The sequence below is a fragment of the Mycobacterium sp. NTMscope_MAC_269 genome, from assembly GCF_976985695.1.
The window spans coordinates 621,228-648,062 of sequence record NZ_OZ335668.1; the positions used below are offsets into that span (position 1 = coordinate 621,228).

Here is a 26,835-nt window from a genome sequence, read left to right on the forward strand (position 1 = left end):
TCCAATCCTCCTATAAGGATCGGAACAAAACCTGGGGTACTTCAGGGCAGGGTGGGACAGCGGGTGGGGGTTGGGTTGGTGGGTGTGCCAGCGGTGCTGCGCGTAGCTGTTGGCCGGTGCTGTCGGTGACGAGGAGGGCGTCGGCGGGTCCGGTGATGGTGATCTCGCCGCGGTGGTGCAGCCGGTGGTGGTAGGGGCAGACCAGCACCAGGTTGGCCAACTCGGTGGGGCCGCCGTCTTCCCAGTGCCAGATGTGGTGGGCGTGCAGCCCGCGGGTGGCCCCACACCCGGGTATTGCGCACATGGGGTCGCGGTGCTCGAGGGCACGGCGAAGCCGCCGGCTGATGATCCGGGTGGTGCGCCCGGCGCCGATGGGTTCGCCGTGGCGTTCGAACCAGACTTCGCAGGTGGCATCACAGGTCAGGTATTGGCGTTCGGCATCAGGTAGCAGTGGACCCAGATGCAGTGCCGCAGCACGCTGGGCGACGTCGAGGTGGGCGACCACGGTGGTGTGCTGCCCGTGCGGGCGGCGGGTGGCCTCGGCGTCCCATCCCGTCTCGATCAGGCGCATGAACGCGTCGGCGGTGCTCGACAACGGCGGCCGCTGTGCTGAAGCGCCCCGGTCGCCGGTGCCCTGGCCATTGTCGTGGTCGTGTTTCCATTCGGCGATCAGCGCATCCCGGTGAGATGCCAACGCGGCGTCGAATTTCGCCGCCTCGTGGTGGGCAAGGGTGATCCGATAGCAGCTGCCCGCCTCGGTGGTGGTCGTGGTGATCGAACGCTCGGGCCCAGACTCAGGGCGGGGTTCGGGTTGGGGTCGGGGTTCGAGTCTGATCGCGGTGCGCAGCTGGTTGACCGTGGCGACCGCGGCGAGTTGGGCGTAGTGCGCATCAGATCCTTTGCCCGCGTGGGCGGCGATGACCCCGACCTGATCCAGCGACAGCCGGCCCTCACCCATACCCGCCGCGCAGCGCGGGAATTCCTCGAGTCGGTGGGCGATGGTGGCGATGGTGTGGGCGGTGCCCGGCGAGCAGCCCAGCTTCCAGGCCACCAACGCCGGCACCGAGCGCGCCCCGGTGATCCCGCCCAGCCCGTCGTGGTCGATCTCGGCGATGATCGCCACGATGCGCGCATCGATCGCGTTGCGCTGACCGGCCAACTCCGCCAACTCCTCAAACAACACCCCCACACGCTCGGCAGGACTCAACCCCACGGCGTCAGCAGATGCGATCGAAGACATAACGACATCATGGCAGCGGGGTACGACAAGTTTCGGCCGTCGATCCGCGCCGATGCTCGACCGCTCGCCATCCACCCTGCGAAAAGCTCTTCCGCCGGCGCTGAGGCCCGCAGCCTGACATCGAAAGACTTTGGGCGGCAACGCCATTGACGAGACGACCACGGTGTGGCGTAGCCAGCAGCTGCGCGGGTATCCGATGGCTCCGGGCGCGCAACGCCGAGCCCAGTCGACCGGAAAAGGCCAAATACGCCACCGCGGAACGTACCTTGAAGATCTGACCGGAAGAAGAGGGGGGTATCCGCGCGGTCGCCGACGTCGATAGGAGAACGGCCATGACGGTAGAGAACCTGTTCGACGTTCCCGAGGCCGCGACCGACCTGGTCGCCCTGCTCGCCGACGAGGGCGTCGCACACTTCTTCATCAATCCCGGGACGGATTCCGCCCCGATCCAGGAAGCGCTGGCGGCGGCCCGCGCGGCCGGCACACCGAGCCCGCAGGCGGTGCTGTGTGTCCACGAGAGCATCGCCTTGGCGGCGGCCATCGGTCACCACATGGCCAGCGGCCGTCCGCAGGCGGTCATGGTGCACGTCGATGCCGGGACGCTGAACCTGGGCTGTCAGCTGCACAACGCCCAGCGCAACGCGACGCCGGTGGTGGTGTTCGCCGGCCGCACGCCCTACAGTTCGGCGCCGGAGGTCCGCGGCCATCGCGACACCTACATCCATTGGCAGCAGGAGCAACTCGACCAGCCGGCCGTCGTGCGCAACTACGCCAAATGGCACATGGAGGTTCCGCGCGGCCGTGAGCTGGCGCCGATCGTCCGGCGGGCGTTCCAGGTCGCCCGATCCAGTCCTTCCGGCCCCGCCTACGTCATGCTGCCGCGGGAAGCCCTGATGGAGCCTGGCAGCCGTGCGTTGCCGCGGCGGCTGCCGCCGGCCGTTCCGCCCGGCCCGGACCCCGGTGCCCTGGGCCGGTTGGCCGGGATCCTGGTCGCCGGGCAGCGGGTCGTCATTGTCACGTCCAGGACCGCGGCGGAGCCCGGGGCCGCGATCGTGCTGGCTCGCATCGCCGAGTTGCTCGGGGCGCCGGTGATCGATCAGGGCGACCGTGCCAACCTACCGCTCGGGCACCCCCTGCACGTGGTCGGCGACGCGGGCCCGCTCGAAACCGCCGACACCGTGCTGCTGCTGGACTCCGAAGTGCCCTGGGTGCCCGCGCAGCTCGCCCCGCCCGCGGATGCCCGCGTGGTGCAGATCGACGCGGACCCCGTCAAGGCCAGCATGCCGTTGTGGTCCTATCCGGTCGAGATCGCGCTGACCGCCGACACCCGGGTGACGCTGCTGCTGCTCGAGCAGACCCTGCTGCGGCTGGCCACCGACGAGCTACGCGAGAAATGGGGCGCGCGGCGGCAAGCGGCCGAATCCGATGTCGCGCAACGCCGCAGGGAGGCGATTCGCCGGGCCGCGTCCGATCGTCCGGCGGACGTACCCGACGCGATGTTGGCCGCGCTGGGCGGCGCGCTGCCGGAAAACGCCGTCGTCGTCCAGGAGGCGGTGACCAACCGGCCCGCCGTGGCCCGGCAGGTCCAGCGACCGCCGGGGCAGTTCTTCGACACGGGCGCACCGGCATTGGGCTGGGCGCTCGGCGGCGCTTTCGGGGTCAAACTGGCCAGGCCGCAGGCGCCCGTCGTCGCGATCTGCGGCGACGGTTCGTTCAACTTCGGTGTGCCCACCGCCGCGTTGTGGTCGGCGCATCGCCATGGCGCGCCGTTCGTGACGGTGGTCTTGAACAACCACTCGTACCTGGCCTCCAGGCTGCCCGTCGCGGAGCTGTACCAGCAGGGAATATCGGTGCGGGAAAACGACTTTCCCGAAACCCGGCTCACGCCGGACACCGACTACGCCGCCCTGGCGCGGGCGTGCGGGGGCAGCGGACGCAGTGTGGCCACGCCGACGGAGATGCGTGAGGCCATCGGATGGGCGCTCGCCGAGGCCGACCAGGGCCGGTGCGCGGTGCTGGACGTGCAGCTGCCGCAACCCTGAAACGCGTCAGTGCCGATGCCCCGATCCGTCGGCACCGGGGGAGCCGCCCATCATGCGCAGCATCGGCAAGCCCCCGGAGGTGATGAACCGGACCACGAGGATGACCGCGAGCGCCAGGAACGCGATGTTGAGGAACGTCGTGTAGTTCCATGAGATCGACGCCTCCAGCACGGTCGCGTTGCGCTGCGCCGGAATGAGACCGGTTGTGCCGAAAATCAATTCGACCAGATATCCGGCGGCGACCATCGCGGCGTAGAAGGTGCCCAGCAACGTCAGCATCATCTTGGTGCCGTAGTACTTGCGGTAGATGTTCAGGATCGGCAGGATCAACAGGTCGGCGTAAATGAACGCGATGACGCCCCCGAAGCTGATGCCCCCGTTCCACAGCACCGCGGCCAGCGGGACGTTGCCGATCGAGCACACAAACGAAACGATCGCCACGACCGGGCCCACGAGCGGGCCCCACAGCGCCGACCAGACCGGATGATCCACCAAAAAGAAGCTCTGCCAGAACTTTTCGGGGACCCAGGCCGCGACGGCGCCCGCGATCAGCAGGCCCAGAACAAGGTCGCGCAGTATCGCCAGCCACTCCATCACGAACACGTGCGAGACCGAGGTGAAGCCCGCCGGGGAAAAGAGCCGTTGCCAGAACGAGCCTTCCCCTTTGATCGACATGTCCATGGCGGCATGGCCTTCCATCGAGCCGGCGATTCCCCGCTCGGCCTGCTCGCGGGCGGCGTCGACGAGTCGCGAACGCACGAACAGCCGGAACAAGACGGCGAGCGCCACGATCATCAACGGACCGCCGACGAACTCGGCGGCGGTGAACTGCCAACCCATCAGCAGCGCCAGGATGATGCCCAACTCCACCACCATGTTGGTGGAACCGATCTCGAAGGCCATCGCGGCGGTGAAGTCGGCGCCCTTGCGAAACAGCGATCGCGCCAGGGCCACCGCGGCGTACGAGCACGACGACGACGCCGCCCCCAAACCCGCGGACACCGCCAGGGTGCGCGGGCGATCATCACCCATCAGAGCGACGATCGTCGAACGCCGCACGACGGCCTGCACCACCGCCGACAGGGCGAAGCCCACGATCAGCGCCCACAGGATTTCCCACGTCATCGAACCCGCGAGCGTCAGGGCGTGCCCGACCGCCGATAGCACCGTCATCACTGAATCCTCTCTCGGGGGAGCCCGGACGTGTGCGTAACTATACCCTGGGGGGGTATTATTCCCGAGTGGATTGGCTCAGCGTTTGCAAGACTCCATCTCGTGTGGATTCGCCTGCTCGGCGCGCCGTGGTGGCAGCGATTCCTGGCGCACTGGTGCGTCGCGGCCATCGCCTTCGGCCTGATCGTTCCGCTCGCCACGCCGCACCTGACGGTGGGGCTGCGCTGGCCGTGGCGGCTAACCTTCCTTGTCTTCGCAGCTGCGCTGTTCGCCGGGCTGGCCGTGGTCGCGGGGCGGCGGGCGTCGCGCGAGTACGTGACTGCGATGCGCGGCCTGAACCGTTCCGAGCGAGCGCAGGCGGTTACGGCAAGTTTGCGCGGCGACATTCCCACTGCGACGCCCGTTCTGGTGTCGGCGATCCGTATTGGCACCATCCGGCTCGGGCACGGCCGGTCGACTCCGAAGCGAGTCGCCATCAGCTATGGCGCGCTGATCCTCGGCTGGATTGCGCTGACGGCTGGCAACGCCTCGACCGAGGGTGTGCGCCAGACGGCGTTCCGGGGTGTGTTGACCGCCGTGGTAGCCATCGCGGGTCTACGCGCTTGGTTCGTTGCCAGGCGTGCCGAGGAGCGAATCACCTTGTTGCAGAATGCATTAGAGCTCATCCCCGGCGCCGCCGATGAATTCCGTGCGGCGCGGAGCGGTGAGCCCGCTGGCCGGTACTGGTGGCCAACCGTGGCCTCGGTGACCGCCGTAGTACTGGTGACGACCGGGACGCTGGCGACGGTCTACCTGGCTCGGCGCCCCTCGCCCGATTGCCGCGCCGCCGCCAACGTGGAGCGGTTCATCGTCGAGCATCGCGACATGCTCGAACCCACGTTCATCTCGCCGGACACCGGCGGGCCAGAACTGGCCGACTACCAGAGCTGGAGCGAGCAACTCGAGCGGTACGCGTCGAGCGTCTCCGTCCCCAGCGTGGCATCGCACATCCACAGCGTCGCCGTTCTGTCCGCTCGCGCCGTAGCGGTGGCCCGCGCGGCCCGCGCTGACCCGGCCGGTTGGCACGATCCGTCGCAGGAACGGCGCAGACACGAGTACGGCGGCATCATCGGCGAGATGATGACTGAATTGAGGGCGCTCGAGGGCTCCTGCCCGCCGCGAAGATGACCACTGCGACCCCGCACCCTAGAATCGCTGGCAAATAGCCGCGCCGGAGCGCGTCGGCGCAAAACCCACCCCTGGGCAAACGCGTTGGCGGCGGGGCCCGGCGACGAATAGGAACGAACCATCTCGCGCGGCGCGTGCCGTCGCGAAAACAGCGTGAACGGCGCTTTCGCATGACACTCATCCATCAAGACCACGCCGGGACCGGGCCGCCGGGGCGTTTAGGGCGCCCGGAACGGGCAAATACCCGACACACCGGTGTCGCCACCGCTGTCACAGAGACAACACCAGGCACACTGGTAACAACAGTTTTGCAGACGCCAGGAGGGTACGGCCGTGTATCGAGTGTTTGAAGCGCTGGACGAATTGAGCGCCATCGTCGAAGAAGCCCGCGGCGTCCCGATGACGGCCGGCTGCGTGGTGCCCCGCGGCGACGTGCTGGAGCTGATCGACGACATCAAGGACGCCATTCCGGGCGAGCTGGACGACGCCCAGGACGTGCTGGACGCGCGCGATTCCATGCTGCAGGACGCCAAGACGCACTCCGAGTCCATGGTCGAATCGGCGACCACCGAGTCGGAGTCCATGCTCAACCACGCCCGCGCCGAGGCCGATCGGCTGCTGTCCGACGCCAAAGCGCAGGCCGACCGGATGGTGAGCGAAGCCCGCCAGCACAGCGAACGCATGGTCGGCGAGGCCCGCGAGGAGTCGATGCGCATCGCCACCGCGGCCAAACGCGACTACGAGGCCAGCGTCGGCCGCGCCCAGGCCGAAGCCGACCGGCTGCTCGAAAACGGCAACATCTCCTACGAGAAGGCCGTGCAAGAGGGCATCAAGGAACAGCAGCGCCTGGTGTCGCAGAACAGCGTGGTCGAGGCGGCCAACGCCGAGGCCACCCGGCTCATCGACTCGGCGCACGCCGAGGCCGACCGGCTGCGGGGGGAATGCGACATCTACGTCGACAACAAGCTCGCCGAGTTCGAGGAATTCCTCAACGGCACGCTTCGGTCGGTGGGGCGCGGCCGCCACCAACTGCGGACGGCGGCAGGCACGCACGACTACGCCGTGCGCTAGCGTTTCGCGGCCCGTTCACTCCGGCGGGCACGCCTGGAATTGTGCGACCGGCGCCGTAGGATTTCTGATATGACGCGCCAGCACAGCACTTCATCGACTCGCGGCGGGGCGCCCCGGCTATCTGGGCCGATGACCTTCGATATCACCCGGCTCGGGCGGCGGCCCGGCGCGATGGTCACCATCCGGAACACCGTGCCCAGCCCGGCGCGCATCGGCCTGGACATGATCGCGATCGAAGCCGGCGCCCCCCTGGAGCTGGACCTGCAGGTTCAGTCGGTGTCCGAGGGCGTCCTGGTGACCGGGACGGTGACCGCGCCGACGGCAGGCGAATGCGCGCGTTGCCTGACCCCGCTCGACGGCCGGGTGCAGGTCCGGCTGACCGAACTGTTCGCCTACCCGGACAGCACCACCGAGGCGACCACCGAGGAGGACGAGGTCGGCCACATCGTCGACGACACCATCGACCTCGAGCAGTCCATCGTCGACGCCGTCGGGTTGGAACTTCCGTTCTCGCCGGTGTGCGCGCCCGATTGCCCGGGGCTCTGCCCCGAATGCGGGGTTTCCCTGGCCGCCGAGCCCGGCCATCAGCACGAGCGCATCGACCCGCGGTGGGCCAAGCTGGCCGGCATGTTCACCCCGGAGGCGGACGAACCGCGGGGTGGGCGGTGAGCTCACGGCAGGCTTTGCTCGACGCCCTCGGGGTCGAATTGCCCGACGAACTGCTGTCTTTGGCGCTGACGCATCGCAGCTACGCCTACGAACACGGCGGGTTGCCGACCAACGAGCGGCTGGAATTTCTCGGCGACGCCGTGCTGGGCCTGACCGTCACCGACGAGCTCTACCACCGCCACCCCGACCGCAGCGAGGGAGACCTGGCCAAACTGCGGGCCAGCGTGGTCAACACCCAGGCGCTGGCCGATGTCGGCCGCAAGCTCTGCGAGGGGGGCCTCGGGGTGCACCTGCTGCTGGGGCGCGGGGAGGCGAACACCGGCGGCGCGGACAAGTCGAGCATCCTGGCCGACGGCATGGAATCGCTGCTGGGCGCGATCTACCTCGAGCACGGGATCGACGTGGCGCGCGAGGTGATTTTGAGGTTGTTCGGCCCGCTGCTGGACGCCGCGCCGACGTTGGGGGCCGGGCTGGACTGGAAGACCAGCCTGCAGGAGCTGACCGCGGCCCGCAGCATGGGCGCGCCGTCTTACGTCGTCACCTCGACCGGCCCCGACCACGACAAGGAGTTCACCGCCGTGGTCGTGGTGGCCGACACCGAATACGGTTCGGGTGTGGGCCGTTCCAAGAAGGAAGCCGAGCAGAAGGCCGCGGCGGCGACCTGGAAAGCGCTGGAAGCGCTCGACACCGCCGTGCCCGGCAACTGATTAGATGCCCGAACTGCCCGAGGTCGAGGTGGTGCGCCGCGGCCTGCAGGCCCATGTCGTGGGCAAGGCCATCACCGCGGTGCGGGTGCACCACCCGCGCGCGGTGCGCCGCCACGAGGCGGGGCCCGCGGACCTCACCGCCCGGTTGTTGAATGACCGGATCACCGGCACCGACCGGCGCGGTAAGTACCTGTGGCTGCTGCTCGACAGCGACGCGGCGCTCGTCGTCCACCTCGGCATGAGCGGGCAGATGCTGCTCGGCACGGTGCCGCGTGCCGACCACGTGCGGATTTCCGCACTGCTGGACGACGGGACTGTGCTGAGCTTCGCCGACCAGCGCACCTTCGGCGGGTGGATGCTCGCCGACCTGGTCGAGGTGGACGGCAGCGTGGTGCCCGAACCCGTCGCGCACCTGGCGCGCGATCCGCTGGATGCCCGTTTCGACGCCGAGGCGGTCGTGAAAGTGTTGCGGCGCAAGCACTCCGAAATCAAGCGCCAGCTGCTCGACCAGCAGGTGGTGTCGGGCATCGGCAACATCTACGCCGACGAGGCGCTGTGGCGCGCCAAGGTGCACGGGGCGCGCATCGCCGACACGCTGACCCGCAAGCAGTTGACCGCCGTGCTGGACGCGGCCGCCGACGTGATGCGTGATGCGCTGGCCAAGGGGGGGACCTCGTTTGACTCGCTGTACGTCAACGTCAACGGCGAATCCGGATACTTCGACCGCTCACTGGACGCCTACGGCCGCGAAGGTGAGAGCTGCCGCCGCTGTGGCGCGGTGATGCGCAGGGAGAAGTTCATGAATCGCTCGTCGTTCTATTGCCCGAAATGTCAACCGCGCCCGCGTGTTTGACCGCTTCCTCCGCGAGAGTGCAACGAGCGGCGCCTCTTCTCGCGAAACTCGTCGCTAACTGCACTCTCGCGGCGAAACAGATTCACTCGAAGATGTCGCGGCGCAGCGTCCCGGTGGGCAGCGCCGGGTCGACGAACCACTCGTGGCTGAACAGCGCTCCGAACACCTGGGGCGGCAACCGCATCAGTAGCCCGAACATACGCGCGGCGAGGCCGGAACTGCCGATCTGGGAGCGGTGCGCGGCAAAAGCATCCCGCTTCTGGCGCGCAAAGCGAAACACGTTGACCCGGTGCGTGATCGTCGCGCGCGGGGCGTACGCGCCCCGGACGATGTCACGTTCGTACGGTCCGGGAAGCCGCAGCAGGTGCGTGAGATCGCTGACCCGAAGCAGCATCTCGCGCGGCATCGTCACCTCGAGCACCCGCGGAACGGCAGCGAGTTGGGCCGCGCGCTTGCCGACGTGGTGCACCTGCACATGATCGCGGTGGCCGTAGCCGCCGTTGGGCTGGTAGCTGAGCAGCAGATCGGCGTCCTCATCGCGAAGGATGGTGGCCAGCCGGTCCGCCGCCTCGTCGAGATCCGCCCGCCCGAACCGCGTGCGACCGGGTGGATCCGGGTAGAACAGCGGGCCGTAGCCGCTATCGGCGTAGCCGAGACACTCCACCCGCTGAGCCCCGAGAATGCTTGCGCTCGACCGCAATTCGCCAATCCGGTTGTCGTCTTCGTTGTGGACCCGCCCGTCGGTCGCGGTGACCACGACGACGCGGTGTCCGGCCGCGGCCGCCCGCGCGAGGGTGCCGCCGGTGAGGACCACCTCGTCGTCCGGGTGTGCGTGGAAGGCGACGACGGTGGCCATGCCAAACAGTATGCCCGCGCGTCGCGACGTGGCCGCCCGGTAGAAATGAGCCATGGCCGAACTATGGGTGGAACGCACCGCAACTCGCCGCTACACGGGATACAGCTCGCGGGGAGCGCAGGTACTCGTCGGCTCCGAGGACGTAGACGGCGTGTTCACGCCCGGCGAGCTGCTCAAGATCGCGCTCGCGGCCTGCAGCGGGATGTCCAGCGATCTGCCGCTGGCCCGCCGGCTGGGCGACGACTACAAGGCGGTCATCGCGGTGTCCGGCGCCGCCGACCGTGAGCAGGAACGCTATCCGCTGCTCGAGGAGTCGCTGGAGCTGGACCTGTCGGCGTTGGACGAGGACGAGAAGGAGCGCCTGCGGGTCGTGGTCAACCGGGCCATCGACCAGGTGTGCACGGTCGGGCGCACCCTGAAGTCCGGCACCACCGTCAACTTCGAGGTCACCGATGTCGGATCCTGACGCCCGCCTCACAGCGTGGGTGCACGGGAACGTGCAGGGCGTCGGTTTCCGCTGGTGGACGCGGTGTCGGGCGCTGGAGCTGGGCTTGACGGGGTACGCGGCCAACCAGGCCGACGGCCGCGTGCTGGTGGTCGCCCAGGGTCCGCGGCAGGCCGGCGAAAAGCTGCTGGAGCTGCTACGGGGCGGCGCGTCGTGGCCCACACAGCCCGGGAAAGTCGACAAGGTCGTCGCCGACTGGTCGCAGCCCCGGGAGCGTTTCGAGGGATTCGTCGAGCGGTGACGGGCGGGTGCGCCGCACGTTTCCCGAAGGCGCACTTCTCGTGGCTGATGTGACCACTGTGACCAGTGCGTCGCCCCGCGGTGCCGCCGGCACATTTCGGGCCGGACGACACCCCTCGGTGAGCCTGCCCCGGGTGCTTTGAGCGGTAGTCTGGCTCGCCGTGTACCTCAAGAGTCTGACGCTGAAGGGCTTCAAGTCCTTTGCCTCGCCGACGACTCTGCGTTTCGAGCCGGGCATCACCGCGGTCGTCGGGCCCAACGGCTCGGGCAAGTCCAACGTCGTCGACGCGCTGGCGTGGGTCATGGGGGAGCAGGGCGCCAAGACCCTGCGCGGCGGCAAGATGGAGGACGTCATCTTCGCCGGGACCTCGTCGCGCGCCCCGCTGGGCCGCGCCGAAGTCACCGTTACCATCGACAACTCCGACAACGCGCTGCCCATCGAGTACTCCGAGGTCTCGATCACCCGGCGGATGTTCCGTGATGGCGCCAGCGAATACGAAATCAACGGCAGCAGTTGCCGTTTGATGGATGTTCAGGAACTGCTGAGCGACTCCGGGATCGGCCGGGAGATGCACGTCATCGTCGGGCAGGGCAAGCTCGACGAGATTCTGCAATCGCGGCCCGAAGACCGCCGCGCGTTCATCGAAGAAGCCGCCGGCGTGCTCAAGCACCGCAAGCGCAAGGAAAAGGCCCTGCGCAAGCTCGACGCGATGTCGGCGAACCTGGCCCGGCTCACCGATCTGACCACCGAGCTGCGCCGCCAGCTCAAACCGTTGGGCCGGCAGGCCGAGGTGGCCCGGCGCGCCCAGACGATCCAGGCCGACCTGCGTGACGCGCGGCTGCGGCTGGCCGCCGACGACCTCGTCGGCCGCAAGGGCGAGCGTGAGGCCATCTTCGAGGCCGAGGCCGCCATGCGGCGCGACCACGACGAGGCCTCCTCGCGGCTGGCCGTGGCCTCTGAGGAGCTCACCGCCCACGAAACGGCGGTCGGCGAGCTCTCGGGGCGCACCGAATCGGTGCAGCACACCTGGTTCGCGCTATCCGCGCTGGCCGAACGGGTGGCCGCCACGGTGCGTATCGCCAGCGAGCGCGCCCAGCACCTCGACGTGGAACCGGTGGCGCCCAGCGACACCGACCCCGATGCGTTGGAAGCCGAGGCCGAGCAGGTCGCGGTCGCCGAGCAGCGGCTGCTGGCGGAACTGACGACGGCGCGCACCCGGCTCGAGGGCGCCCGCGCCGAGTTGGCCGAGCGCGAGCGCGAGGCCGCCGAGGCCGATCGGGCGCACATGGCTGCGGTGCGCGCCGAGGCGGATCGGCGGGAAGGCCTGGCGCGGCTGGCCGGTCAGGTGGAGACGATGCGGGCGCGCGTCGAGTCGATCGACGACAGCGTCGCGCGGTTGTCCGAACGCATCGAGCAGGCCGCCGCCCGCGCCCAGCAGGCCAAGGCCGAATTCGAAACCGTGCAGGGCCGCGTGGGTGAGCTCGATCAAGGCGAGATGGGCCTCGACGAGCACCATGAGCGCACGGTGGACGCGTTGCGGCTGGCCGACGCACGGGTCGCCGAGCTGCAGTCCGCCGAGCGGGAGGCCGAACGCCAGGTCGCGTCGCTGCGTGCCCGCATCGACGCGCTCGCCGTGGGCCTCGAACGCAAGGACGGCGCCGCCTGGCTAACCCAAAACCATTCCGGCACCGGGCTTCTGGGTCCGATGGCCAAGCTGGTCAAGGTCCGCTCCGGCTACGAAGCGGCGCTGGCCGCGGTGCTGGGATCGGCGGCCGACGCATTGGCCGCCGAGAGCTTCGGCGCGGCCCGGTCCGCGGTTGCCGCGCTCAAACAGGCCGACGGCGGGCGGGCCGCGCTGGTGCTCGGAGACTGGCCCGCCGATCACCCCGCGCCGCAGACCGCCCCGGCGGGGGCCCTGTGGGCCCTCGACTTGATCGACACACCCGCGCGCCTGCGCGGGGCGATCACAGCGATGCTCTCGGGCGTCGCGGTGGTCGACGACCTGGACCGGGCGCTGAACCTGGTGGCGCAGCATCCCCGGTTGCGGGCGGTCACGCTCGACGGCGACCTGGTGGGCGCCGGCTGGGTGAGCGGTGGCTCCGATCGCAAGCTGTCCACGCTCGAGGTGACCTCCGAAATCGACAAGGCCGGCGACGAGCTGACCGCCGCGGAGGCCCGGGTGGCCCAGCTGAGCGCGGCGCTGTCCGGCGCGCTGACCGAGCAGGCCTCCCGTCAGGATTCCGCCGAGCAGGCGCTGGCCGCCCTCAACGAATCCGACAGCGCCATCTCGGGGATGTACGAGCAGCTCGGCCGGCTCGGTCAGGAAGCCCGCATGTCCGAGGACGAATGGAGCAGGTTGCTGCGGCAACGCGAGGAGCTCGAAGCGGGCCGGACCCAGACCGTCGCCGAAGTCACCGAACTGGAAACCCGGTTGCGCAACGCCCAGGAGACCCAGCAGGCGCCGGCGGAAGAACCCGTGAACCGTCAGCAGATCGCCGCGGCCACCGAAAACGCGCGCAGCGTCGAAGTCGAGGCCCGGCTGGCGGTGCGCACCGCCGAAGAGCGCGCGAACGCGGTGCGCGGGCGGGCGGATTCGTTGCGCCGCGCGGCCGCCGCCGAACGCGAAGCGCGGGTGCGTGCCCAACAGGCACGGGAGGCGCGACTGCGGGCCGCCGCGGTCGCGGCGGCGGTCGCCGACTCCGGCCGGCTGCTGGCGCAGCGGTTGCACGGGGTCGTCGACGCGGCGTCCAAGATCCGAGACGCCCTGGCCGCCGAACGCCAGCAGCGCGCGACGGCGATGGCGGCGGTGCGCGACGAGGTGAACGCGCTCAGCGCCCGGGTGGCCGCCCTGACCGACTCGCTGCACCGCGACGAGGTGGCCAACGCCCAGGCGGCACTGCGGATCGAGCAGCTCGAGCAGATGGTGCTCGAACAGTTCGGCATGGCGCCCGCGGATCTGATCGCCGAGTACGGCCCGCAGAACGAGCTGCCGCCGACCGACCTGGAGATGGCCGAATACGAGCAGGCCAAGGAGCGCGGCGAGCAGGTATTCGCGCCGGCCCCCATCCCGTATGACCGCGCCACCCAGGAGCGGCGGGCCAAGCGCGCCGAGCGCGAGCTGGCCGAACTGGGCAGGGTCAACCCGCTGGCGCTCGAGGAGTTCGCCGCGCTCGAGGAGCGCTACAACTTCCTGTCCACCCAGCTCGAGGATGTCAAGGCCGCTCGCAAGGACCTGCTCGGCGTGGTCGACGAGGTCGACGCCCGGATCCTGCAGGTGTTCAGCGAGGCCTACGCCGACGTGGAGCGCGAATTCACCGAGGTCTTCACCGTGTTGTTCCCCGGCGGCGAGGGCCGCCTGCGGCTGACCAATCCCGGCGACATGCTCACCACCGGCATCGAGGTGGAGGCCCGCCCGCCGGGCAAGAAGGTCACCCGGCTCTCGCTGCTTTCCGGTGGGGAGAAGGCGCTGACGGCCGTGGCGATGCTGGTGGCGATCTTCCGGGCCCGCCCGTCGCCGTTCTACATCATGGACGAGGTGGAGGCCGCCCTCGACGACACCAACCTGCGGCGGCTGATCTCGCTGTTCGAGCTGCTGCGGGCGCGCTCGCAGCTCATCATCATCACCCACCAGAAGCCGACCATGGAGGTCGCCGACGCACTCTACGGCGTGACCATGCAGGGCGACGGCATCACCGCGGTGATCTCCCAGCGGATGCGCGGCCAGCAGGTGGAGCAGCTGGTCACGACCTGATCCGCGGCGATCACGAGCGCGGCGAGCCCCGGTGACCAATCGGCACCCGACCGCTTGAAACAATGTCAGCGTGTCCCAAGGTCTTTGGATCGCGCTCGCGGTCCTGATAGTTCTAGTCGTCCTGGTCGCGCTGGTCCTCGGCCTGCTGCGGTACCGCCGGCGCCGGATCAGCTTTTCGACGCGGGCCGAACCCGGGGCGATCGACCGTTCCGGCGGATACACCGCCTCCTCGGGTATCACCTTCAGCCAGACACCGACCGCCCAGCCGGCCGAGCGGCTCGACACCACCGGTCTGCCCGGGGTGGGTGATGACGCCGCCGTTCCGCGCGACGCGCCGCGGCGCACCATCTCCGACGTCGACCTCCCCGAACCCGAACCCGAACCCGAGGCCGTCACGCCGCCGACGCCGACCCCGGAGCCCGTCCCCGCAGCCCCGGCCGTCCCCGCAGCCCCGGCCGTGCCCGAGATCGAGGAGATCGCGCCGCCCGAAGGCCGCCTGGAACGGCTGCGCGGGCGGCTGGCCCGCTCGCAGAGCGCGTTCGGCCGCAGCATGCTGGGCTTGATCGGCGGCGGCGACCTCGACGAAGACGCCTGGCAGGACGTCGAAGACACCCTGCTCGTCGCCGACCTGGGCCCCGTCGTCGCCGAATCGGTCATCGCCGAGCTGCGCGCCCGGCTGGCCGGCAGCGACGTGCGCACCGAGGCCGACGCCAAGGCCGTGCTGCGCGACGTGCTGATCAAGGAACTGCAGCCCGGCATGGACCGGTCGATCCGGGCATTGCCGCACGCCGACCACCCCTCGGTGCTGCTGGTGGTCGGCGTGAACGGCACCGGGAAGACCACCACCGTCGGCAAGCTGGCCCGGGTCCTGGTAGCCGACGGGCGACGCGTCGTCCTGGGCGCCGCGGACACCTTCCGGGCCGCGGCCGCCGATCAGCTGCAAACCTGGGCGTCGCGGGTCGGCGCGGAGGTGGTGCGCGGGGCCGAAGGGGCCGACCCGGCGTCGGTGGCCTTCGACGCCGTCGACAAGGGCATCGACGCCGGCGTCGACGTGGTGCTCATCGACACCGCGGGCCGGTTGCACACCAAGGTCGGCCTCATGGACGAACTCGACAAGGTCAAGCGCGTGGTGACACGGCGCGCCGCGGTCGACGAGGTGCTGCTGGTGCTCGACGCGACCATCGGGCAAAACGGCCTGGCCCAGGCCCGGGTGTTCGCCGAGGTCGTCGAGATCACCGGCGCCGTGCTGACCAAGCTGGACGGAACGGCCAAGGGCGGCATCGTCTTTAGGGTCCAGCAGGAGCTCGGCGTGCCGGTCAAGCTGGTCGGGCTCGGCGAGGGCCCCGACGACCTCGCGCCGTTCGAGCCGGCCGCCTTCGTCGACGCGCTGCTCGGCTGACACGCCGCCGACATCACAGGCGGGACGTTAATCCCGCCGAAACACGACGGCACCATCGCCGAAACAACTATTGCGCAATCTTCACAGATCAGGTCACCAGACGCATGTCTGACGTCCCATTGCGGCCCGACCGGAGGAGATTGCGAGTGACGTACCCGATGCTGGGCCAGCCGAACACCGGCGATACCGCCTGGATGCTGGCCAGTTCCGCGCTGGTGCTGTTGATGACGCCCGGTCTGGCGTTCTTCTACGGCGGCATGGTGCGCGCCAGAAGCGTGCTGAACATGCTCATGATGAGCATCAGCGCGATGGGCGTGGTCACCGTGCTGTGGGTGCTCTACGGCTATTCGGTCGCCTTCGGCGACGACGTCGGCAACTTCATGGGAAAGCCGACGTCCTATTGGGGCCTGAAGGGACTTATCGGCGTCAACGCGGTGGCCGCAGATCCGAGCAAAGGCACTGCGGCAACGGACATTCCGCTCGCCGGCACGCTGCCCGCCACCGTGTTCGTGGCGTTCCAGCTGATGTTCGCGATCATCACGGTCGCGCTGATCTCTGGTGCGGTCTCCGACCGGCTGCGCTTCGGCGCCTGGCTGGTGTTCGCCGGACTGTGGGCGACGGTGGTCTACTTCCCGGTCGCCCATTGGGTTTTCGCGTTCGACGGCTTCGCCTCCGAGCACGGCGGCTGGATCGCCAACAAACTGCACGCGATCGACTTCGCCGGCGGGACCGCGGTCCACATCAACTCCGGTGTGGCGGGCCTGATGCTGGCCATCGTGCTGGGCAAGCGGCGTGGCTGGCCCACGACCTTGTTCCGCCCGCACAACCTGCCGTTCGTGATGCTCGGCGCCGGATTGCTGTGGTTCGGCTGGTACGGGTTCAACGCCGGATCGGCCACCAGCTCTAACGGCGTCGCCGGGACGACTTTCATGACCACCACGGTCGCGACGGCCACCGCGATGCTCGGCTGGATGCTCACCGAACGCATCCGCGACGGCAAGGCGACGACGCTGGGGGCGGCGTCGGGCATCGTCGCGGGCCTGGTCGCGATCACGCCCTCGTGCTCGTCGGTCAACGTCCTGGGCGCCCTGGTCGTGGGCCTGGTCGCCGGGGTGCTGTGCGCGCTCGCCGTCGGCCTGAAATTCAAGTTCGGCTTCGACGACTCGCTCGACGTGGTCGGCGTGCACCTGGTCGGCGGGCTGGCCGGGACGCTGCTGGTGGGGCTGCTCGCCGCGCCGGAAAGCCCGGCGATCAACGGCGTGGTCGGGGTGTCGAAGGGATTGTTCTACGGCGGCGGCTGGGCCCAGCTCGAGCGGCAGGCGATCGGGGCGTTCAGCGTTCTCCTCTATTCCGGGCTGGTTACGCTGATCCTGGCTTTGATCCTGAAGTACACCATCGGGCTTCGCCTCAACCCCGAGGCGGAGGCAACGGGTATCGACGAGGCCGAGCACGCCGAGAGTGGTTACGATTTCGCGGTGGCTACCGGCTCGGTGCTCCCGCCCCGGGTCGCTGTCGCGGACACCCGCAACGGCGTGAAGGAGGACCGAGTGGGCGACAAAGTGGAGGCAGAGCAGTCATGAAGCTGATCACCGCGATCGTAAAGCCGTTCACGCTCGATGACGTGAAGACCAGTCTCGAGGACGCGGGCGTCCTGGGGATGACGGTCAGCGAAATCCAGGGCTACGGGCGGCAGAAGGGTCACACCGAGGTCTACCGCGGTGCCGAATACTCCGTCGACTTCGTGCCCAAGGTGCGGATCGAGGTCGTCGTCGACGACTCGATCGTCGACAAGGTTGTGGACAGCATCGTCCGGGCGGCGCGCACCGGCAAGATCGGTGACGGCAAAGTATGGGTGAGTCCCGTGGAAACCATTGTGCGCGTGCGCACCGGCGAGCGCGGAACCGATGCGCTATGACATTTTTCGTCAATTGCTGATTCGCCCCGGGCGGGCCGCGCGGGCATGACACCGAACGGCTCCGATTCGCCCGGGCAGCTAGCGGGGACAGGAAACGCCGGCGGGGCAGTCGATTTGGCTGCCGCGCGGCGCCAACTGCTGTCCGATGGCGCCAAGCTGCACGCCGCCGAACTGCGGCACGCCTGGCTGGATCTGCATGAATCGTGGCTGATGGCCAAGGCGGCCGAGATCGGGATCGACGACGACAGCGGCTTCGCGATCGTCGGCATCGGTGGGCTGGGCCGCCACGAGCTGTTACCGTATTCGGATCTTGATCTGATGTTGTTGCACGACAGCAAGTCCGACGATGTGTTGGGCAAGGTCGCCGACGGGCTGTGGTATCCGCTGTGGGACGCCAACGTTCGGCTCGACCACAGTGTGCGGACCGTCTCCGGCGCCCTGGGTGTGGCCAACGCCGACATGATCGCGGCCTTGGGCATGCTGGACGCGCGCCACATCGCCGGCGACGCACGGCTGTCCGAGGAACTGGTCGCCGGGGCAAGACGCCAGTGGCGCAGCGCAATTCGCTCCCGGATGGACGAGCTCGTCGAGATGACGCAGGCCCGCTGGGAGCGCTGCGGGCGGATCGCGCAGCGCGCCGAACCGGACCTGAAATCGGGCCGCGGCGCCCTGCGCGACGTGCAGTTGCTCGACGCGCTCGGGGTGGCCCAGCTCATCGACCGCCACGGTATGGCCCGCCCGGAGTCGCCGGGCGGCTCGCTGGACGACGCGCACCTGACGCTGCTCGACGTGCGCACCGAGCTGCACCGGGTGTCCGGGCGCGGACGCGATCAGCTGCTGGCCCAGTACGGCGACGAACTCAGCGCGGCGCTGCACATCGGTGACCGATTCGACTTGGCCCGCAAGCTATCCGACGCCGGACGCACCATCGCTTATCACGCGGAGACGGGGCTGCGCACCGCCGAGAACGCGCTGCCGCGCCGCGGAGTCTCGGCGTTGGTGCGCCGGCCCAAGCGCCGTCCCCTGGACGAGGGCGTCGTCGAATACGCCGGAGAAATCGTGCTCGCCCGCGACGCGCGCCCTGACACCGACGTGGGCCTGGTGCTGCGGGTGGCCGCCGCGTCGGCCGACACCGGGCTTCCGATCGGCGCCGCCACGCTGAGCCGTCTGGCCGCCAGCGCCCCCGAGATGCCGGTGCCCTGGCCGCGGGAAGCGTTGGACGACTTGCTCGTTGTGCTGTCGGCCGGGCCGACGACGGTGGCCACCATCGAGGCGCTCGACCGCACCGGCCTGTGGGGCCGGCTGCTGCCCGAATGGGACGCGATCCGCGACCTGCCGCCGCGCGACGTGGCGCACAAGTGGACGGTGGACCGCCACGTCATCGAGACCGCCGTCAACGCCGCGCCGCTGGCGACCCGCGTGGCGCGGCCCGACCTGCTCGCGCTCGGCGCGCTGCTGCACGACATCGGCAAGGGCCGTGGCGTCGACCACAGCGTGCTCGGCGCGGGCCTGGCCCTGGATATCGGGCCGCGGCTGGGGATTTCGCCCGCCGACGCCGAGACGCTCGCGCAGTTGGTCCGCCACCATCTGCTGCTGCCGGTGGTGGCGACCCGCAGCGACCTCAACGATCCCAAAACCATTGAGCGCGTGTCGAAATCGCTCGGTGGCGATCCGCTGCTGCTCGAAGTGCTGCACGCGCTGACCGAAGCCGACTCCAAGGCCACCGGGCCTGGGGTGTGGAGCGAGTGGAAGGCGTCCCTGATCGACGAGCTGGTCCGCCGTTGCCGGCTGGTGATGGCGGGCGAGCCGCTTCCGGGAGCAGAACCTACTGCGCCCCAATATCTTTCGTTGGCCGCCCAACGTGCGGTCCACGTGCAGATCAAGCCCAGCGCCGGCGAGCGGCTGGACGTGGTGATGGCCGCGCCGGATCAGCGGGGGCTGGTCTCCAAGGCCGCCGCGGTGCTGGCGCTGAACTCGCTGCGCATCCATTCGGCGTCGGCCAGCACCGACGCGGGTTTCGCGGTCGTCGAGTTCGTGGTGTCGCCGCTGTTCGGTTCCCCACCGGAGGCGGGCCTGCTGCGCCAGCAGTTCACGGGCGCGCTGGCCGGTGATGTCGATGTGCTGGGCACGCTGGAGAAGCGCGACAGCGACGCCGCCGGCGCGGCGGCCACGCGCGCCGGCGAGGTTCAGGTCGGGGTGCCCGTCACGCGCTCGACCGCCCCGCCCCGCATCCTGTGGGTCGATACGGCCACCGTCGGTCAGCTGATCGTCGAGGTCCGCGCCATGGACCGCCTGGGGTTGCTCGCCCTTTTGACCCGGGCGCTGGAGCGCGCGGGGACCGACATCGTCTGGGCGAAGGTCAACACGTTCGGATCGACGGCGGCCGACGTCTTCTGCGTGACGGCCGGCGCAGGCGGACAAGCCGCGCGCGACGCGGTCGAGCAGAGCTTGCTGGCCGCCCTGGGCGGCCCAGCGGTCGACGTGCTCGAGGAACCCGTCGGTGACTAGCCCCGATTACGACGGCAGCCGGGTCATCATCGCAGTTTCTGGGCGAATTCGATGATGTTGCCGTCCGGGTCGGCGATGTGGAGCGTCCTTTCCCGCCATGGCCGGTTTGTCGGTCCCTTGAGGATCTCGACACCTAGGTCGCTCAACCGTTCCGCTTCCTTGTCGACGTCATCGACCAAGAAGCCGATCTCGCCGCACGGTGCGCGCCCGCCTTCACCTCCGATGAGCTCCGGAAGCTTGGACCGCTCGAAAAGCGAGAACTTGGTGTTCGCCATTTCGAATTCGACATAGCCGTCGCCTTCGATCCGTACTTTGAGCCCGATCACGTCGCGGTAGAACGCCACCGAGTTCTCAAGCGACTCGACGTATTGGATGACGTAATCCACGCGGCGCATGAAAGACATGGTATCGACGAACCCCACCCGCTGGTGACGACAATGGATGGGGGAGTAGCGGTCTCGGCGCGCGCTAGCTCACCTGTCGCCGTCGGCTTCGGCCGTATCAAGGCGGACGACCCGCATTTTGCCGTGCGTGAGGCAGGCGGCATATCCGTGGTATTTGCTATACAGCTCCCAGGCGGTGACATTGTCGTTCGCCGGCACCTCGATCTGGTGATCGTCGGAGAATGCGAGATGCAGATCTCCGGTGTCGTCCCAGACAGCGCCTGTGCAGGTTGACCCGGCGAAATCGAAGAGCGGACGCAGTTGGTCCGCCGGGTCGTTCGGGTCGATAGCGATTACTTCGGCGGGCGAAGTTTCGATGGCGGGCAGAGTCAGACGCAGTGGTGCCGTAATCACCAGCTCGTTGTAGTCCTCGAAATTCAGCACCAGCCCGTCGTGGAACATGATCCGCTGCACCGCACAGCCCTCGAGCCATTGCTCGATCACATTCTGTTCGGTCATGAATTCCACTCTGGCCCCAATTTGTCACATGCACAAGCGGGTACGTGGTGGGCGCGCGGGTGCCGCGATTCCGCGCCTTAGCTCATGACTGCTCGGCATTGAGCCGGCGCACGGCGTCGATGCGCGCCCGCAGCTGTTCGCGGCTTGCCGCGGCGATCGGCGGACCGCCGCAACGGCGCCGCAGTTCGTTGTGAATCCAGCCGTGCGGCTTGCCCGTCCGGTGATGCGCGATCGAGACGAGGGCGTTGAGCTCGCGGCGCAGCTCCCGCAGCTGGCCGTGCACCGTGGCCGACGGAACGTCGACGGCCGCGGGCGAACCGGCGTCCTTGTGCAACCGGGCCCGCTTCTGCAGTTGTTCGTCCTGACGCTGGTGCAGCAGCGCACGCATTTGCTCGGCGTCGAGCAGGCCGGGGATGCCGAGGTAGTCCGCCTCCTCGTCGCTGCCGGCCGGGGCGGCGGTGCCGAACGATGATCCGTCGAAGATGAGCTGATCGAGTTCCGCGTCGGCGCCCAGCGAGGTGAATCCCTTGTCGAGGTCGCTCTTCTCGTCCTGCGCCTTGGTGGCGGGATCGCCGTCGAGGGGATCGCCCTCGGATGGGCGGTGCGGCTCGCCGAGCACGTGGTTGCGCTGGGCCTCCAGCTCGCTGGCCAGCTGCAGCAGGTTGGGCACCGACGGCACGAAGATGCTGGCGATTTCGCCCTGGCGCCGCGACCGCACGAACCGGCCGATGGCCTGAGCGAAGAACAGCGGGGTCGAGGCGCTGGTGGCATAGATCCCGACCGACAGCCGCGGCACGTCGACGCCTTCGGAGACCATGCGCACCGCGACGAGCCAGCGGCTGGTGCTCGCGGCGAATTCACTGATGCGCGCCGACGAGCGGGGATCGTCGGAGAGCACCAGGGTGGGCGCCTCGCCCGTCAGCTTCGTCAGCAGGGTGGCGTAGGAGCGGGCCGCCGTCTGGTCCGAGGCGATGATCATGCCGCCGGCGTCGGGCACGTGCGTGCGCAGCTGGCGCAGCCGCAGGTCCGCGGCGGTGATCACCGCGGGCATCCATTCGCCGGCGGGGTCCAGCGCGGTGCGCCACGCCCGCGCGGTCTGCTCGGCGGACAGCGGCTCGCCCAGTCGGGCCGCGTGCTCTTCGCCGGCACTGTCGCGCCACCGCGCCTCCCCGGAGTAGGCGAGAAAGACCACGGGCCGGACCACGCCGTCGGCCAGGGCGTCGGTGTAGCCGTAGGTGTGATCGGCCTGCGAACGCCGTATCCCGTCGGGGCCGGCCTCGTAGGTCACGAACGGGATGGGGCTGTCGTCGCTGCGAAAGGGCGTGCCCGTCAGCGCAAGCCGGCGGGTGGCGTCGCCGAAGGCCTCGCGGATGGCGTCGCCCCAGGTCTTGGCGTCCCCGCCGTGATGGATCTCGTCGAAGATGACCAGCGTCCTGCGCTGCTCGGTGCGGACCCGGTGCAGCGTCGGATGCGCGGCGACCTGAGCGTAGGTGACCATGACGCCGTGAAACTCCGGCGCGATCCGCGGGTTGCTGTTGGAGAATCTCGGGTCCAGGGCGATGCCGTGCCGCGCCGCGGCCTGCGCCCACTGCACCTTGAGGTGCTCGGTGGGCACCACGACGGTGACCTGCTCGACGGCGCGCTGGCCGAGCAGTTCGGCCGCCACCCGCAGCGCGAACGTCGTCTTGCCGGATCCGGGGGTGGCCACCGCCAGGAAATCGCGCGGCTGGCCGGCGAGGTAGCGCACCAGCGCCCTGCGCTGCCAGCCGCGCAGCACCGCGTTGCCGTTGTAGTCGCTGTGGTCGGTGTCGGTCCGCGCTTGGATGCTGCTGGCCGGCATCGACACAGGCCCCCCAATCGTTGCTGTTCGACACGGCCAGCTCGGTTGAGTGGCGGCTGTGAAATCTAGCACGCCAACGCTTTTCGGTGTTGTAACGACTCGACTCGCTATTGCGCGTGGGCCACCGCTTCGTGGGTTTGCAGCCAGTCGCGGATGCGTTCGGCGACGTCGCCCCAACCCGGTTCGAGCATCATGTTGTGGCCCATCGAGAAAAACTCCGGCTCGGTGCGGTAGGCGCGGGCGGTGGCGCGCACATCGCCGGGGCTGACGAAGCCGTCGTGCTGGGCGCCCAGGACCAGGATCGGCGTGGTCACCCGCCGGGTCCGCACGCGGCGGACCATCGGATCGGTCATGGCGGCGCGGACGCTCTCCGCCCCGGCCTGTTGCCGGCAGGATTCGACGATGTCCTCGGGTGTGTCGGCGCAAAAGAGGTACTCGCGGGCCAGCGCAGGGGTCGCCAGGAATTTCAGCAGCGTGGGATCGTTCCAGGCTTCCATGGTCATCGACGGCCGGCGGCGCCAGACGCGCAGCGCCAATCGGAGCACGCCCTGGGGCGGCACCGAGCCCACCAGCACTGCAGCCGGCGCGCTGCGCTCTTCGAGGTAGCGCTGGATCACGAAACCGCCCAGGGAGTGCCCGATCAGGATCGGTCCGCCACCGAGGTCGTCGGCCACCGAGCGGACATCCTCGATGTAATCGGCGATGGACACCTTCCGCAACGGCTTCGCCGTGGGGCTGGTGCCATGCCCGCGCAGGCTCACCGCGACCGTGCGGTAGCCGGCGTCGGCGAAGAAGTCCTGGAAGTGTTCCCAGCACCACGCGCCGTGCCACCCGCCGTGCACGAAGAGCAGGGGCACCGGGTGCTCGGCAGTGCAGGACCCTTTGTCGATCAGCTCGAGCATCAGCTCATTCAAACCCGCTCGCCGTCCCCGCGAGACTGAAACTACGAACATCATTCTCGGCGTGTCGTGTGCGTGGTTGCAGTGTCGCGTCGAGGGACGACGACGAGTCCGCCCCACCGGGCTCCACTAGGCTGGCGGGGTGTTTGAATCGCTGTCCGACCGATTGACCGGCGCCCTTGCCGGGCTACGCGGCAAGGGTCGACTGACCGACGCCGATATCGAGGCCACCACCCGCGAAATCCGGCTGGCGCTGCTGGAAGCCGACGTGTCGCTGCCCGTGGTGCGCGCCTTCGTCACCCGGATCAAGGACCGCGCCAAGGGCGCCGAGGTCTCCGGTGCCCTCAACCCGGCGCAGCAGGTCGTCAAGATCGTCAACGAAGAACTCATCGGCATCCTGGGCGGACAGACCCGGCAGCTGGCGTTCGCCAAGACGCCGCCGACCGTGGTGATGCTCGCCGGTCTGCAGGGTTCGGGTAAGACGTCGCTGGCCGGCAAGCTGGCCTCCTGGCTGCGCGGCCAGGGGCATACCCCGCTGCTGGTGGCGTGCGACCTGCAGCGCCCGGCCGCGGTGAACCAGCTGCAGGTCGTCGGTGAGCGCGCCGGCGTGCCGGTGTTCGCGCCGCACCCCGGCGAGTCGCCCGGATCCGGGCCCGGCGACCCGGTCGCGGTCGCCGCGGCGGGGATCGCCGAAGCCAATGCCAAGCACCACGATGTCGTCATCGTCGACACGGCCGGCCGGCTCGGCATCGACGACGAGCTGATGGCGCAGGCCGCGGCCATCCGCGACGCCGTCAATCCCGACGAAGTGCTGTTCGTCCTGGACGCGATGATCGGTCAGGACGCCGTCACCACCGCCGAGGCGTTCCGCGAGGGCGTCGGCTTCACCGGTGTGGTGCTCACCAAGCTCGACGGCGACGCCCGCGGTGGCGCGGCGCTCTCGGTCCGCGAGGTGACCGGCGTCCCAATCCTTTTCGCGTCCACCGGCGAGAAACTGGAGGACTTCGACGTCTTCCACCCGGACCGGATGTCAAGCCGCATCCTGGGGATGGGCGATGTGCTGAGCCTGATCGAGCAGGCCGAGCAGGTCTTCGACGCCGAACAGGCCGAGGCCGCCGCGCTCAAGATCGGCACCGGCGAGCTCACCCTCGAGGACTTCCTGGAACAGATGCTGGCCATCCGCAAGATGGGCCCGATCGGCAACCTGCTGGGCATGTTGCCCGGGGCCGGGCAGATGAAGGACGCGCTGGCCCAGGTCGACGACCGCCAGCTCGACCGCCTGCAGGCCATCATCCGCGGCATGACCCCCGCCGAGCGCGCCGACCCGAAGATCATCAACGCCTCGCGGCGGTTGCGCATCGCCAACGGTTCGGGCGTCACGGTGTCGGAGGTCAATCAGCTGGTCGACCGCTTCTTCGAGGCCCGCAAGATGATGTCGTCCATGCTCGGGGGCATGGGCATCCCCGGAATGGGCCGCAAGTCGGCGACCCGCAAAGCCAAGGGCGGAAAAGGCAAGAAAGGCAAAAAGGGTGGACGGGGCCCGACACCGCCGAAGGCGAGGAACCCACTCGCCGCCGGGATGCCGGGCATGCCGGCCGGGTTCCCCGACCTGTCGCAGATGCCCGAGGGCCTCAACGAGCTGCCGCCCGGGTTGGCCGACTTCGATCTGTCCAAGCTGAAGTTCCCGGGCAAGTCGTGACGATCGCGAGCGCGGCGGAGCCGGGCGAAGCGGGTCGTCACCATCGGACCGTGACGATCGCGAGCGCGGCGGAGCCGGGCGAAGCGGGTCGTCACCATCGGACCGTGACGATCGCGAGCGCGGCGGAGCCGGGCGAGGCGGGTCGTCACCATCGGACCGGAGGAAACTAGCCGCCGTGCGCCTGCACGTGCGGGGTGTGAGCCTGCCCGACGAGACCGAAATCCAACTCTGGATCGTCGACGGACGCATCAGCACCGAACCGGTCGCCGGCGCCGACACCGTCTTCGAGGGCGGGTGGATCGTGCCCGGGCTGGTCGACGCCCACTGCCACGTCGGCCTGGGCCATGACGGCGAGATTCCGCTCGACGAGGCGATCGCCCAGGCCGAGACCGAACGCGACGTCGGGGCGCTGTTGCTGCGGGATTGCGGTTCGCCCACCGACACCCGCAGTCTCGACGACCGCGACGACATGCCCCGCATCATCCGCGCCGGCAGGCATCTGGCCAGGCCCAAGCGCTACGCGGCGGGGTTCTCGCGCGAGCTGGAAGACGAATGGCAACTGCCTGAAGCCGTGGCCGAGGAGGCGCGCCGCGGCGACGGCTGGATCAAGCTCGTCGGCGACTGGATCGATCGCAGCGTCGGCGACCTCGCGCCGCTGTGGTCCGACGACGTCCTCAAGGCCGCGATCGAGACCGCTCACGCCCACGGCGCCCGGGTCACCGCCCATGTTTTCAGCGAGGACGCGCTGCCCGGCCTGATCAACGCCGGCATCGACTGCATCGAGCACGGCACCGGCCTGGACGACGCCACCATCGAGCTGATGGCCTCCCGCGGCACCGTGCTGGTCCCCACTCTGGTCAACATCATCGAGAATTTCCCCGGCATCGCCGAGGCCGCCGCGAAGTATCCGACCTACGCCGCCCACATGCGCGATCTGCATGCGCGCGGCCTGTCACGCATCGCCGCGGCGCGGGAAGCGGGCGTGCCCATTTACGCCGGAAGTGACGCCGGCACCATGGTCGCGCACGGTCGCATCGCCGACGAGATCGAAGCGCTCAAGGGCATCGGGATGAGCCCGACGCAGGCATTGGGCGCGGCCTGCTGGGACGCGCGCGGCTGGCTCGGGCGGCCCGGGCTCGACCACGGTGCGTCCGCCGACCTGCTGTGTTTCAGCCGCGATCCAAGGTCGGGGCCCGCCGTGCTGAACAATCCCGATCTGATCATGCTGCGCGGCAACATCTTCCGTTCACCGGCGTAGCCGGCGCGCCACGCTCGTCACCGTCGTTCGGTGGCGCACACTAACCAGCAGATTTGGGCAGCGCGGCGCCGCGGCCAAGAAAAGATTGCGAGTGATTGCTATCTATGTTAGCGTTCGGCAACCGATGACCTGGAGGAAGC

At 69.3% G+C, this 26,835-nt stretch carries 22 protein-coding genes and 1 pseudogene; 16 read left to right on the top strand and 7 right to left on the bottom strand.

The genetic code is table 11. The features are described from left to right. Positions 1-10: 10 nt before the first annotated feature. A complete protein-coding gene (locus ACZ50Z_RS03075) occupies positions 11-1,240 on the bottom strand; it encodes an HNH endonuclease signature motif containing protein (RefSeq protein ID WP_464482220.1) in 1,230 nt (409 codons plus the stop codon). A 332-nt stretch (positions 1,241-1,572) separates the two neighbouring features. On the opposite strand from ACZ50Z_RS03075, the gene ACZ50Z_RS03080 reads away from it, so the two are divergent. After that, positions 1,573-3,282, top strand: coding sequence for a thiamine pyrophosphate-requiring protein (locus ACZ50Z_RS03080; RefSeq protein WP_464482221.1), 1,710 nt, complete (start codon positions 1,573-1,575; stop codon positions 3,280-3,282). 6 nt (positions 3,283-3,288) lie between these two features. Here ACZ50Z_RS03080 and ACZ50Z_RS03085 read toward each other — a convergent pair whose 3' ends face one another. Next, a complete protein-coding gene (locus ACZ50Z_RS03085; RefSeq protein WP_464482222.1) occupies positions 3,289-4,455 on the bottom strand; it encodes a permease in 1,167 nt (388 codons plus the stop codon). 102 nt (positions 4,456-4,557) lie between these two features. Between ACZ50Z_RS03085 and ACZ50Z_RS03090 the strand changes: the two genes are divergently transcribed. The 5 genes from ACZ50Z_RS03090 to mutM all read left to right on the top strand — a co-directional run bounded on the left by ACZ50Z_RS03090 (position 4,558) and on the right by mutM (position 8,922). Further along, complete coding sequence (locus ACZ50Z_RS03090) at positions 4,558-5,622, top strand: hypothetical protein (protein WP_464482223.1); 1,065 nt, start codon at positions 4,558-4,560, stop codon at positions 5,620-5,622. Positions 5,623-5,955: 333 nt separating this feature from the next. Further along, entirely contained in the window at positions 5,956-6,693 is a 738-nt protein-coding gene (sepIVA, locus tag ACZ50Z_RS03095; protein WP_009956333.1) for a cell division protein SepIVA, read from the top strand. Between the two features lie 69 nt (positions 6,694-6,762). After that, positions 6,763-7,362 (top strand): YceD family protein, encoded by a 600-nt coding sequence (locus tag ACZ50Z_RS03100; RefSeq protein WP_464482224.1) that lies wholly within the window; start codon positions 6,763-6,765, stop codon positions 7,360-7,362. Next, a complete protein-coding gene (gene rnc, locus ACZ50Z_RS03105; protein ID WP_464482225.1) occupies positions 7,359-8,069 on the top strand; it encodes a ribonuclease III in 711 nt (236 codons plus the stop codon). Before ACZ50Z_RS03100 ends, rnc begins: the two co-directional genes overlap by 4 nt. A 4-nt stretch (positions 8,070-8,073) precedes the next feature. Further along, positions 8,074-8,922 (top strand): DNA-formamidopyrimidine glycosylase, encoded by an 849-nt coding sequence (mutM, locus tag ACZ50Z_RS03110; RefSeq protein ID WP_464482226.1) that lies wholly within the window; start codon positions 8,074-8,076, stop codon positions 8,920-8,922. An 82-nt stretch (positions 8,923-9,004) separates the two neighbouring features. On the opposite strand, the gene ACZ50Z_RS03115 is transcribed toward mutM, so the two are convergent. Continuing rightward, the gene (locus ACZ50Z_RS03115; RefSeq protein ID WP_464482227.1) at positions 9,005-9,778 is read right to left on the bottom strand and encodes a PIG-L deacetylase family protein; all 774 of its coding nucleotides are present in this window, start codon (positions 9,776-9,778) and stop codon (positions 9,005-9,007) included. A gap of 52 nt (positions 9,779-9,830) precedes the next feature. On the opposite strand from ACZ50Z_RS03115, the gene ACZ50Z_RS03120 reads away from it, so the two are divergent. The 7 genes from ACZ50Z_RS03120 (at position 9,831) to ACZ50Z_RS03150 (ending at position 20,097) form a co-directional block, all read left to right on the top strand. Beyond that, on the top strand, positions 9,831-10,244 hold the full coding sequence (locus tag ACZ50Z_RS03120) for an OsmC family protein (RefSeq protein ID WP_464482228.1): 414 nt from the start codon (positions 9,831-9,833) through the stop codon (positions 10,242-10,244). Beyond that, the gene (locus ACZ50Z_RS03125; protein WP_464482229.1) at positions 10,231-10,524 is read left to right on the top strand and encodes an acylphosphatase; all 294 of its coding nucleotides are present in this window, start codon (positions 10,231-10,233) and stop codon (positions 10,522-10,524) included. The genes ACZ50Z_RS03120 and ACZ50Z_RS03125 overlap by 14 nt, the downstream gene beginning before the upstream one ends. A gap of 160 nt (positions 10,525-10,684) precedes the next feature. Next, positions 10,685-14,275 (top strand): chromosome segregation protein SMC, encoded by a 3,591-nt coding sequence (gene smc, locus ACZ50Z_RS03130; protein WP_464482230.1) that lies wholly within the window; start codon positions 10,685-10,687, stop codon positions 14,273-14,275. Positions 14,276-14,345: 70 nt separating this feature from the next. Further along, positions 14,346-15,674: a signal recognition particle-docking protein FtsY gene (gene ftsY, locus ACZ50Z_RS03135; RefSeq protein ID WP_464482231.1), complete on the top strand. Its 1,329-nt coding sequence runs from the start codon at positions 14,346-14,348 to the stop codon at positions 15,672-15,674. A gap of 158 nt (positions 15,675-15,832) precedes the next feature. Continuing rightward, positions 15,833-17,254 (top strand): ammonium transporter, encoded by a 1,422-nt coding sequence (locus ACZ50Z_RS03140; protein WP_464486069.1) that lies wholly within the window; start codon positions 15,833-15,835, stop codon positions 17,252-17,254. Continuing rightward, a complete protein-coding gene (gene glnB / locus ACZ50Z_RS03145) occupies positions 17,251-17,589 on the top strand; it encodes a nitrogen regulatory protein P-II (RefSeq protein ID WP_003878721.1) in 339 nt (112 codons plus the stop codon). The genes ACZ50Z_RS03140 and glnB overlap by 4 nt, the downstream gene beginning before the upstream one ends. Positions 17,590-17,634: 45 nt before the next feature. Continuing rightward, the gene (locus tag ACZ50Z_RS03150; protein WP_464482232.1) at positions 17,635-20,097 is read left to right on the top strand and encodes a [protein-PII] uridylyltransferase; all 2,463 of its coding nucleotides are present in this window, start codon (positions 17,635-17,637) and stop codon (positions 20,095-20,097) included. A 26-nt stretch (positions 20,098-20,123) separates the two neighbouring features. Here ACZ50Z_RS03150 and ACZ50Z_RS03155 read toward each other — a convergent pair whose 3' ends face one another. The 4 genes from ACZ50Z_RS03155 to ACZ50Z_RS03170 all read right to left on the bottom strand — a co-directional run bounded on the left by ACZ50Z_RS03155 (position 20,124) and on the right by ACZ50Z_RS03170 (position 23,741). Then, on the bottom strand, positions 20,124-20,492 hold the full coding sequence (locus ACZ50Z_RS03155; protein WP_464482233.1) for a VOC family protein: 369 nt from the start codon (positions 20,490-20,492) through the stop codon (positions 20,124-20,126). 78 nt (positions 20,493-20,570) lie between these two features. Further along, positions 20,571-20,999, bottom strand: a complete 429-nt coding sequence (locus ACZ50Z_RS03160; protein ID WP_464482234.1) for a DUF6188 family protein — start codon at positions 20,997-20,999, stop codon at positions 20,571-20,573. 82 nt (positions 21,000-21,081) lie between these two features. After that, a complete protein-coding gene (locus ACZ50Z_RS03165) occupies positions 21,082-22,845 on the bottom strand; it encodes a DEAD/DEAH box helicase (protein ID WP_464482235.1) in 1,764 nt (587 codons plus the stop codon). A gap of 101 nt (positions 22,846-22,946) precedes the next feature. Continuing rightward, entirely contained in the window at positions 22,947-23,741 is a 795-nt protein-coding gene (locus ACZ50Z_RS03170; RefSeq protein ID WP_464482236.1) for an alpha/beta hydrolase, read from the bottom strand. Between the two features lie 139 nt (positions 23,742-23,880). On the opposite strand from ACZ50Z_RS03170, the gene ffh reads away from it, so the two are divergent. The 3 genes and pseudogenes from ffh (at position 23,881) to ACZ50Z_RS03185 (ending at position 26,695) form a co-directional block, all read left to right on the top strand. Then, the gene (ffh, locus tag ACZ50Z_RS03175; protein WP_464482237.1) at positions 23,881-25,437 is read left to right on the top strand and encodes a signal recognition particle protein; all 1,557 of its coding nucleotides are present in this window, start codon (positions 23,881-23,883) and stop codon (positions 25,435-25,437) included. Between the two features lie 47 nt (positions 25,438-25,484). After that, a pseudogene (locus tag ACZ50Z_RS03180) lies at positions 25,485-25,586 on the top strand (hypothetical protein); the annotation flags it as partial. Positions 25,587-25,612: 26 nt separating this feature from the next. Then, positions 25,613-26,695, top strand: coding sequence for a metal-dependent hydrolase family protein (locus ACZ50Z_RS03185; protein WP_464482238.1), 1,083 nt, complete (start codon positions 25,613-25,615; stop codon positions 26,693-26,695). Positions 26,696-26,835 lie beyond the last annotated feature (140 nt).

Coding starts and splice junctions, on each gene's coding strand:
- ACZ50Z_RS03075 (WP_464482220.1), bottom strand. CDS start 1,240: ATGTCTTCGATCGCATCTGCTGACGCCGTGGGGTTGAGTCCTGCCGAG.
- ACZ50Z_RS03080 (WP_464482221.1), top strand. CDS start 1,573: ATGACGGTAGAGAACCTGTTCGACGTTCCCGAGGCCGCGACCGACCTG.
- ACZ50Z_RS03085 (WP_464482222.1), bottom strand. CDS start 4,455: ATGACGGTGCTATCGGCGGTCGGGCACGCCCTGACGCTCGCGGGTTCG.
- ACZ50Z_RS03100 (WP_464482224.1), top strand. CDS start 6,763: ATGACGCGCCAGCACAGCACTTCATCGACTCGCGGCGGGGCGCCCCGG.
- mutM (WP_464482226.1), top strand. CDS start 8,074: ATGCCCGAACTGCCCGAGGTCGAGGTGGTGCGCCGCGGCCTGCAGGCC.
- ACZ50Z_RS03115 (WP_464482227.1), bottom strand. CDS start 9,778: ATGGCCACCGTCGTCGCCTTCCACGCACACCCGGACGACGAGGTGGTC.
- ACZ50Z_RS03120 (WP_464482228.1), top strand. CDS start 9,831: ATGGCCGAACTATGGGTGGAACGCACCGCAACTCGCCGCTACACGGGA.
- ACZ50Z_RS03125 (WP_464482229.1), top strand. CDS start 10,231: ATGTCGGATCCTGACGCCCGCCTCACAGCGTGGGTGCACGGGAACGTG.
- ACZ50Z_RS03140 (WP_464486069.1), top strand. CDS start 15,833: ATGCTGGGCCAGCCGAACACCGGCGATACCGCCTGGATGCTGGCCAGT.
- glnB (WP_003878721.1), top strand. CDS start 17,251: ATGAAGCTGATCACCGCGATCGTAAAGCCGTTCACGCTCGATGACGTG.
- ACZ50Z_RS03150 (WP_464482232.1), top strand. CDS start 17,635: ATGACACCGAACGGCTCCGATTCGCCCGGGCAGCTAGCGGGGACAGGA.
- ACZ50Z_RS03155 (WP_464482233.1), bottom strand. CDS start 20,492: ATGCGCCGCGTGGATTACGTCATCCAATACGTCGAGTCGCTTGAGAAC.
- ACZ50Z_RS03160 (WP_464482234.1), bottom strand. CDS start 20,999: ATGACCGAACAGAATGTGATCGAGCAATGGCTCGAGGGCTGTGCGGTG.
- ACZ50Z_RS03170 (WP_464482236.1), bottom strand. CDS start 23,741: ATGCTCGAGCTGATCGACAAAGGGTCCTGCACTGCCGAGCACCCGGTG.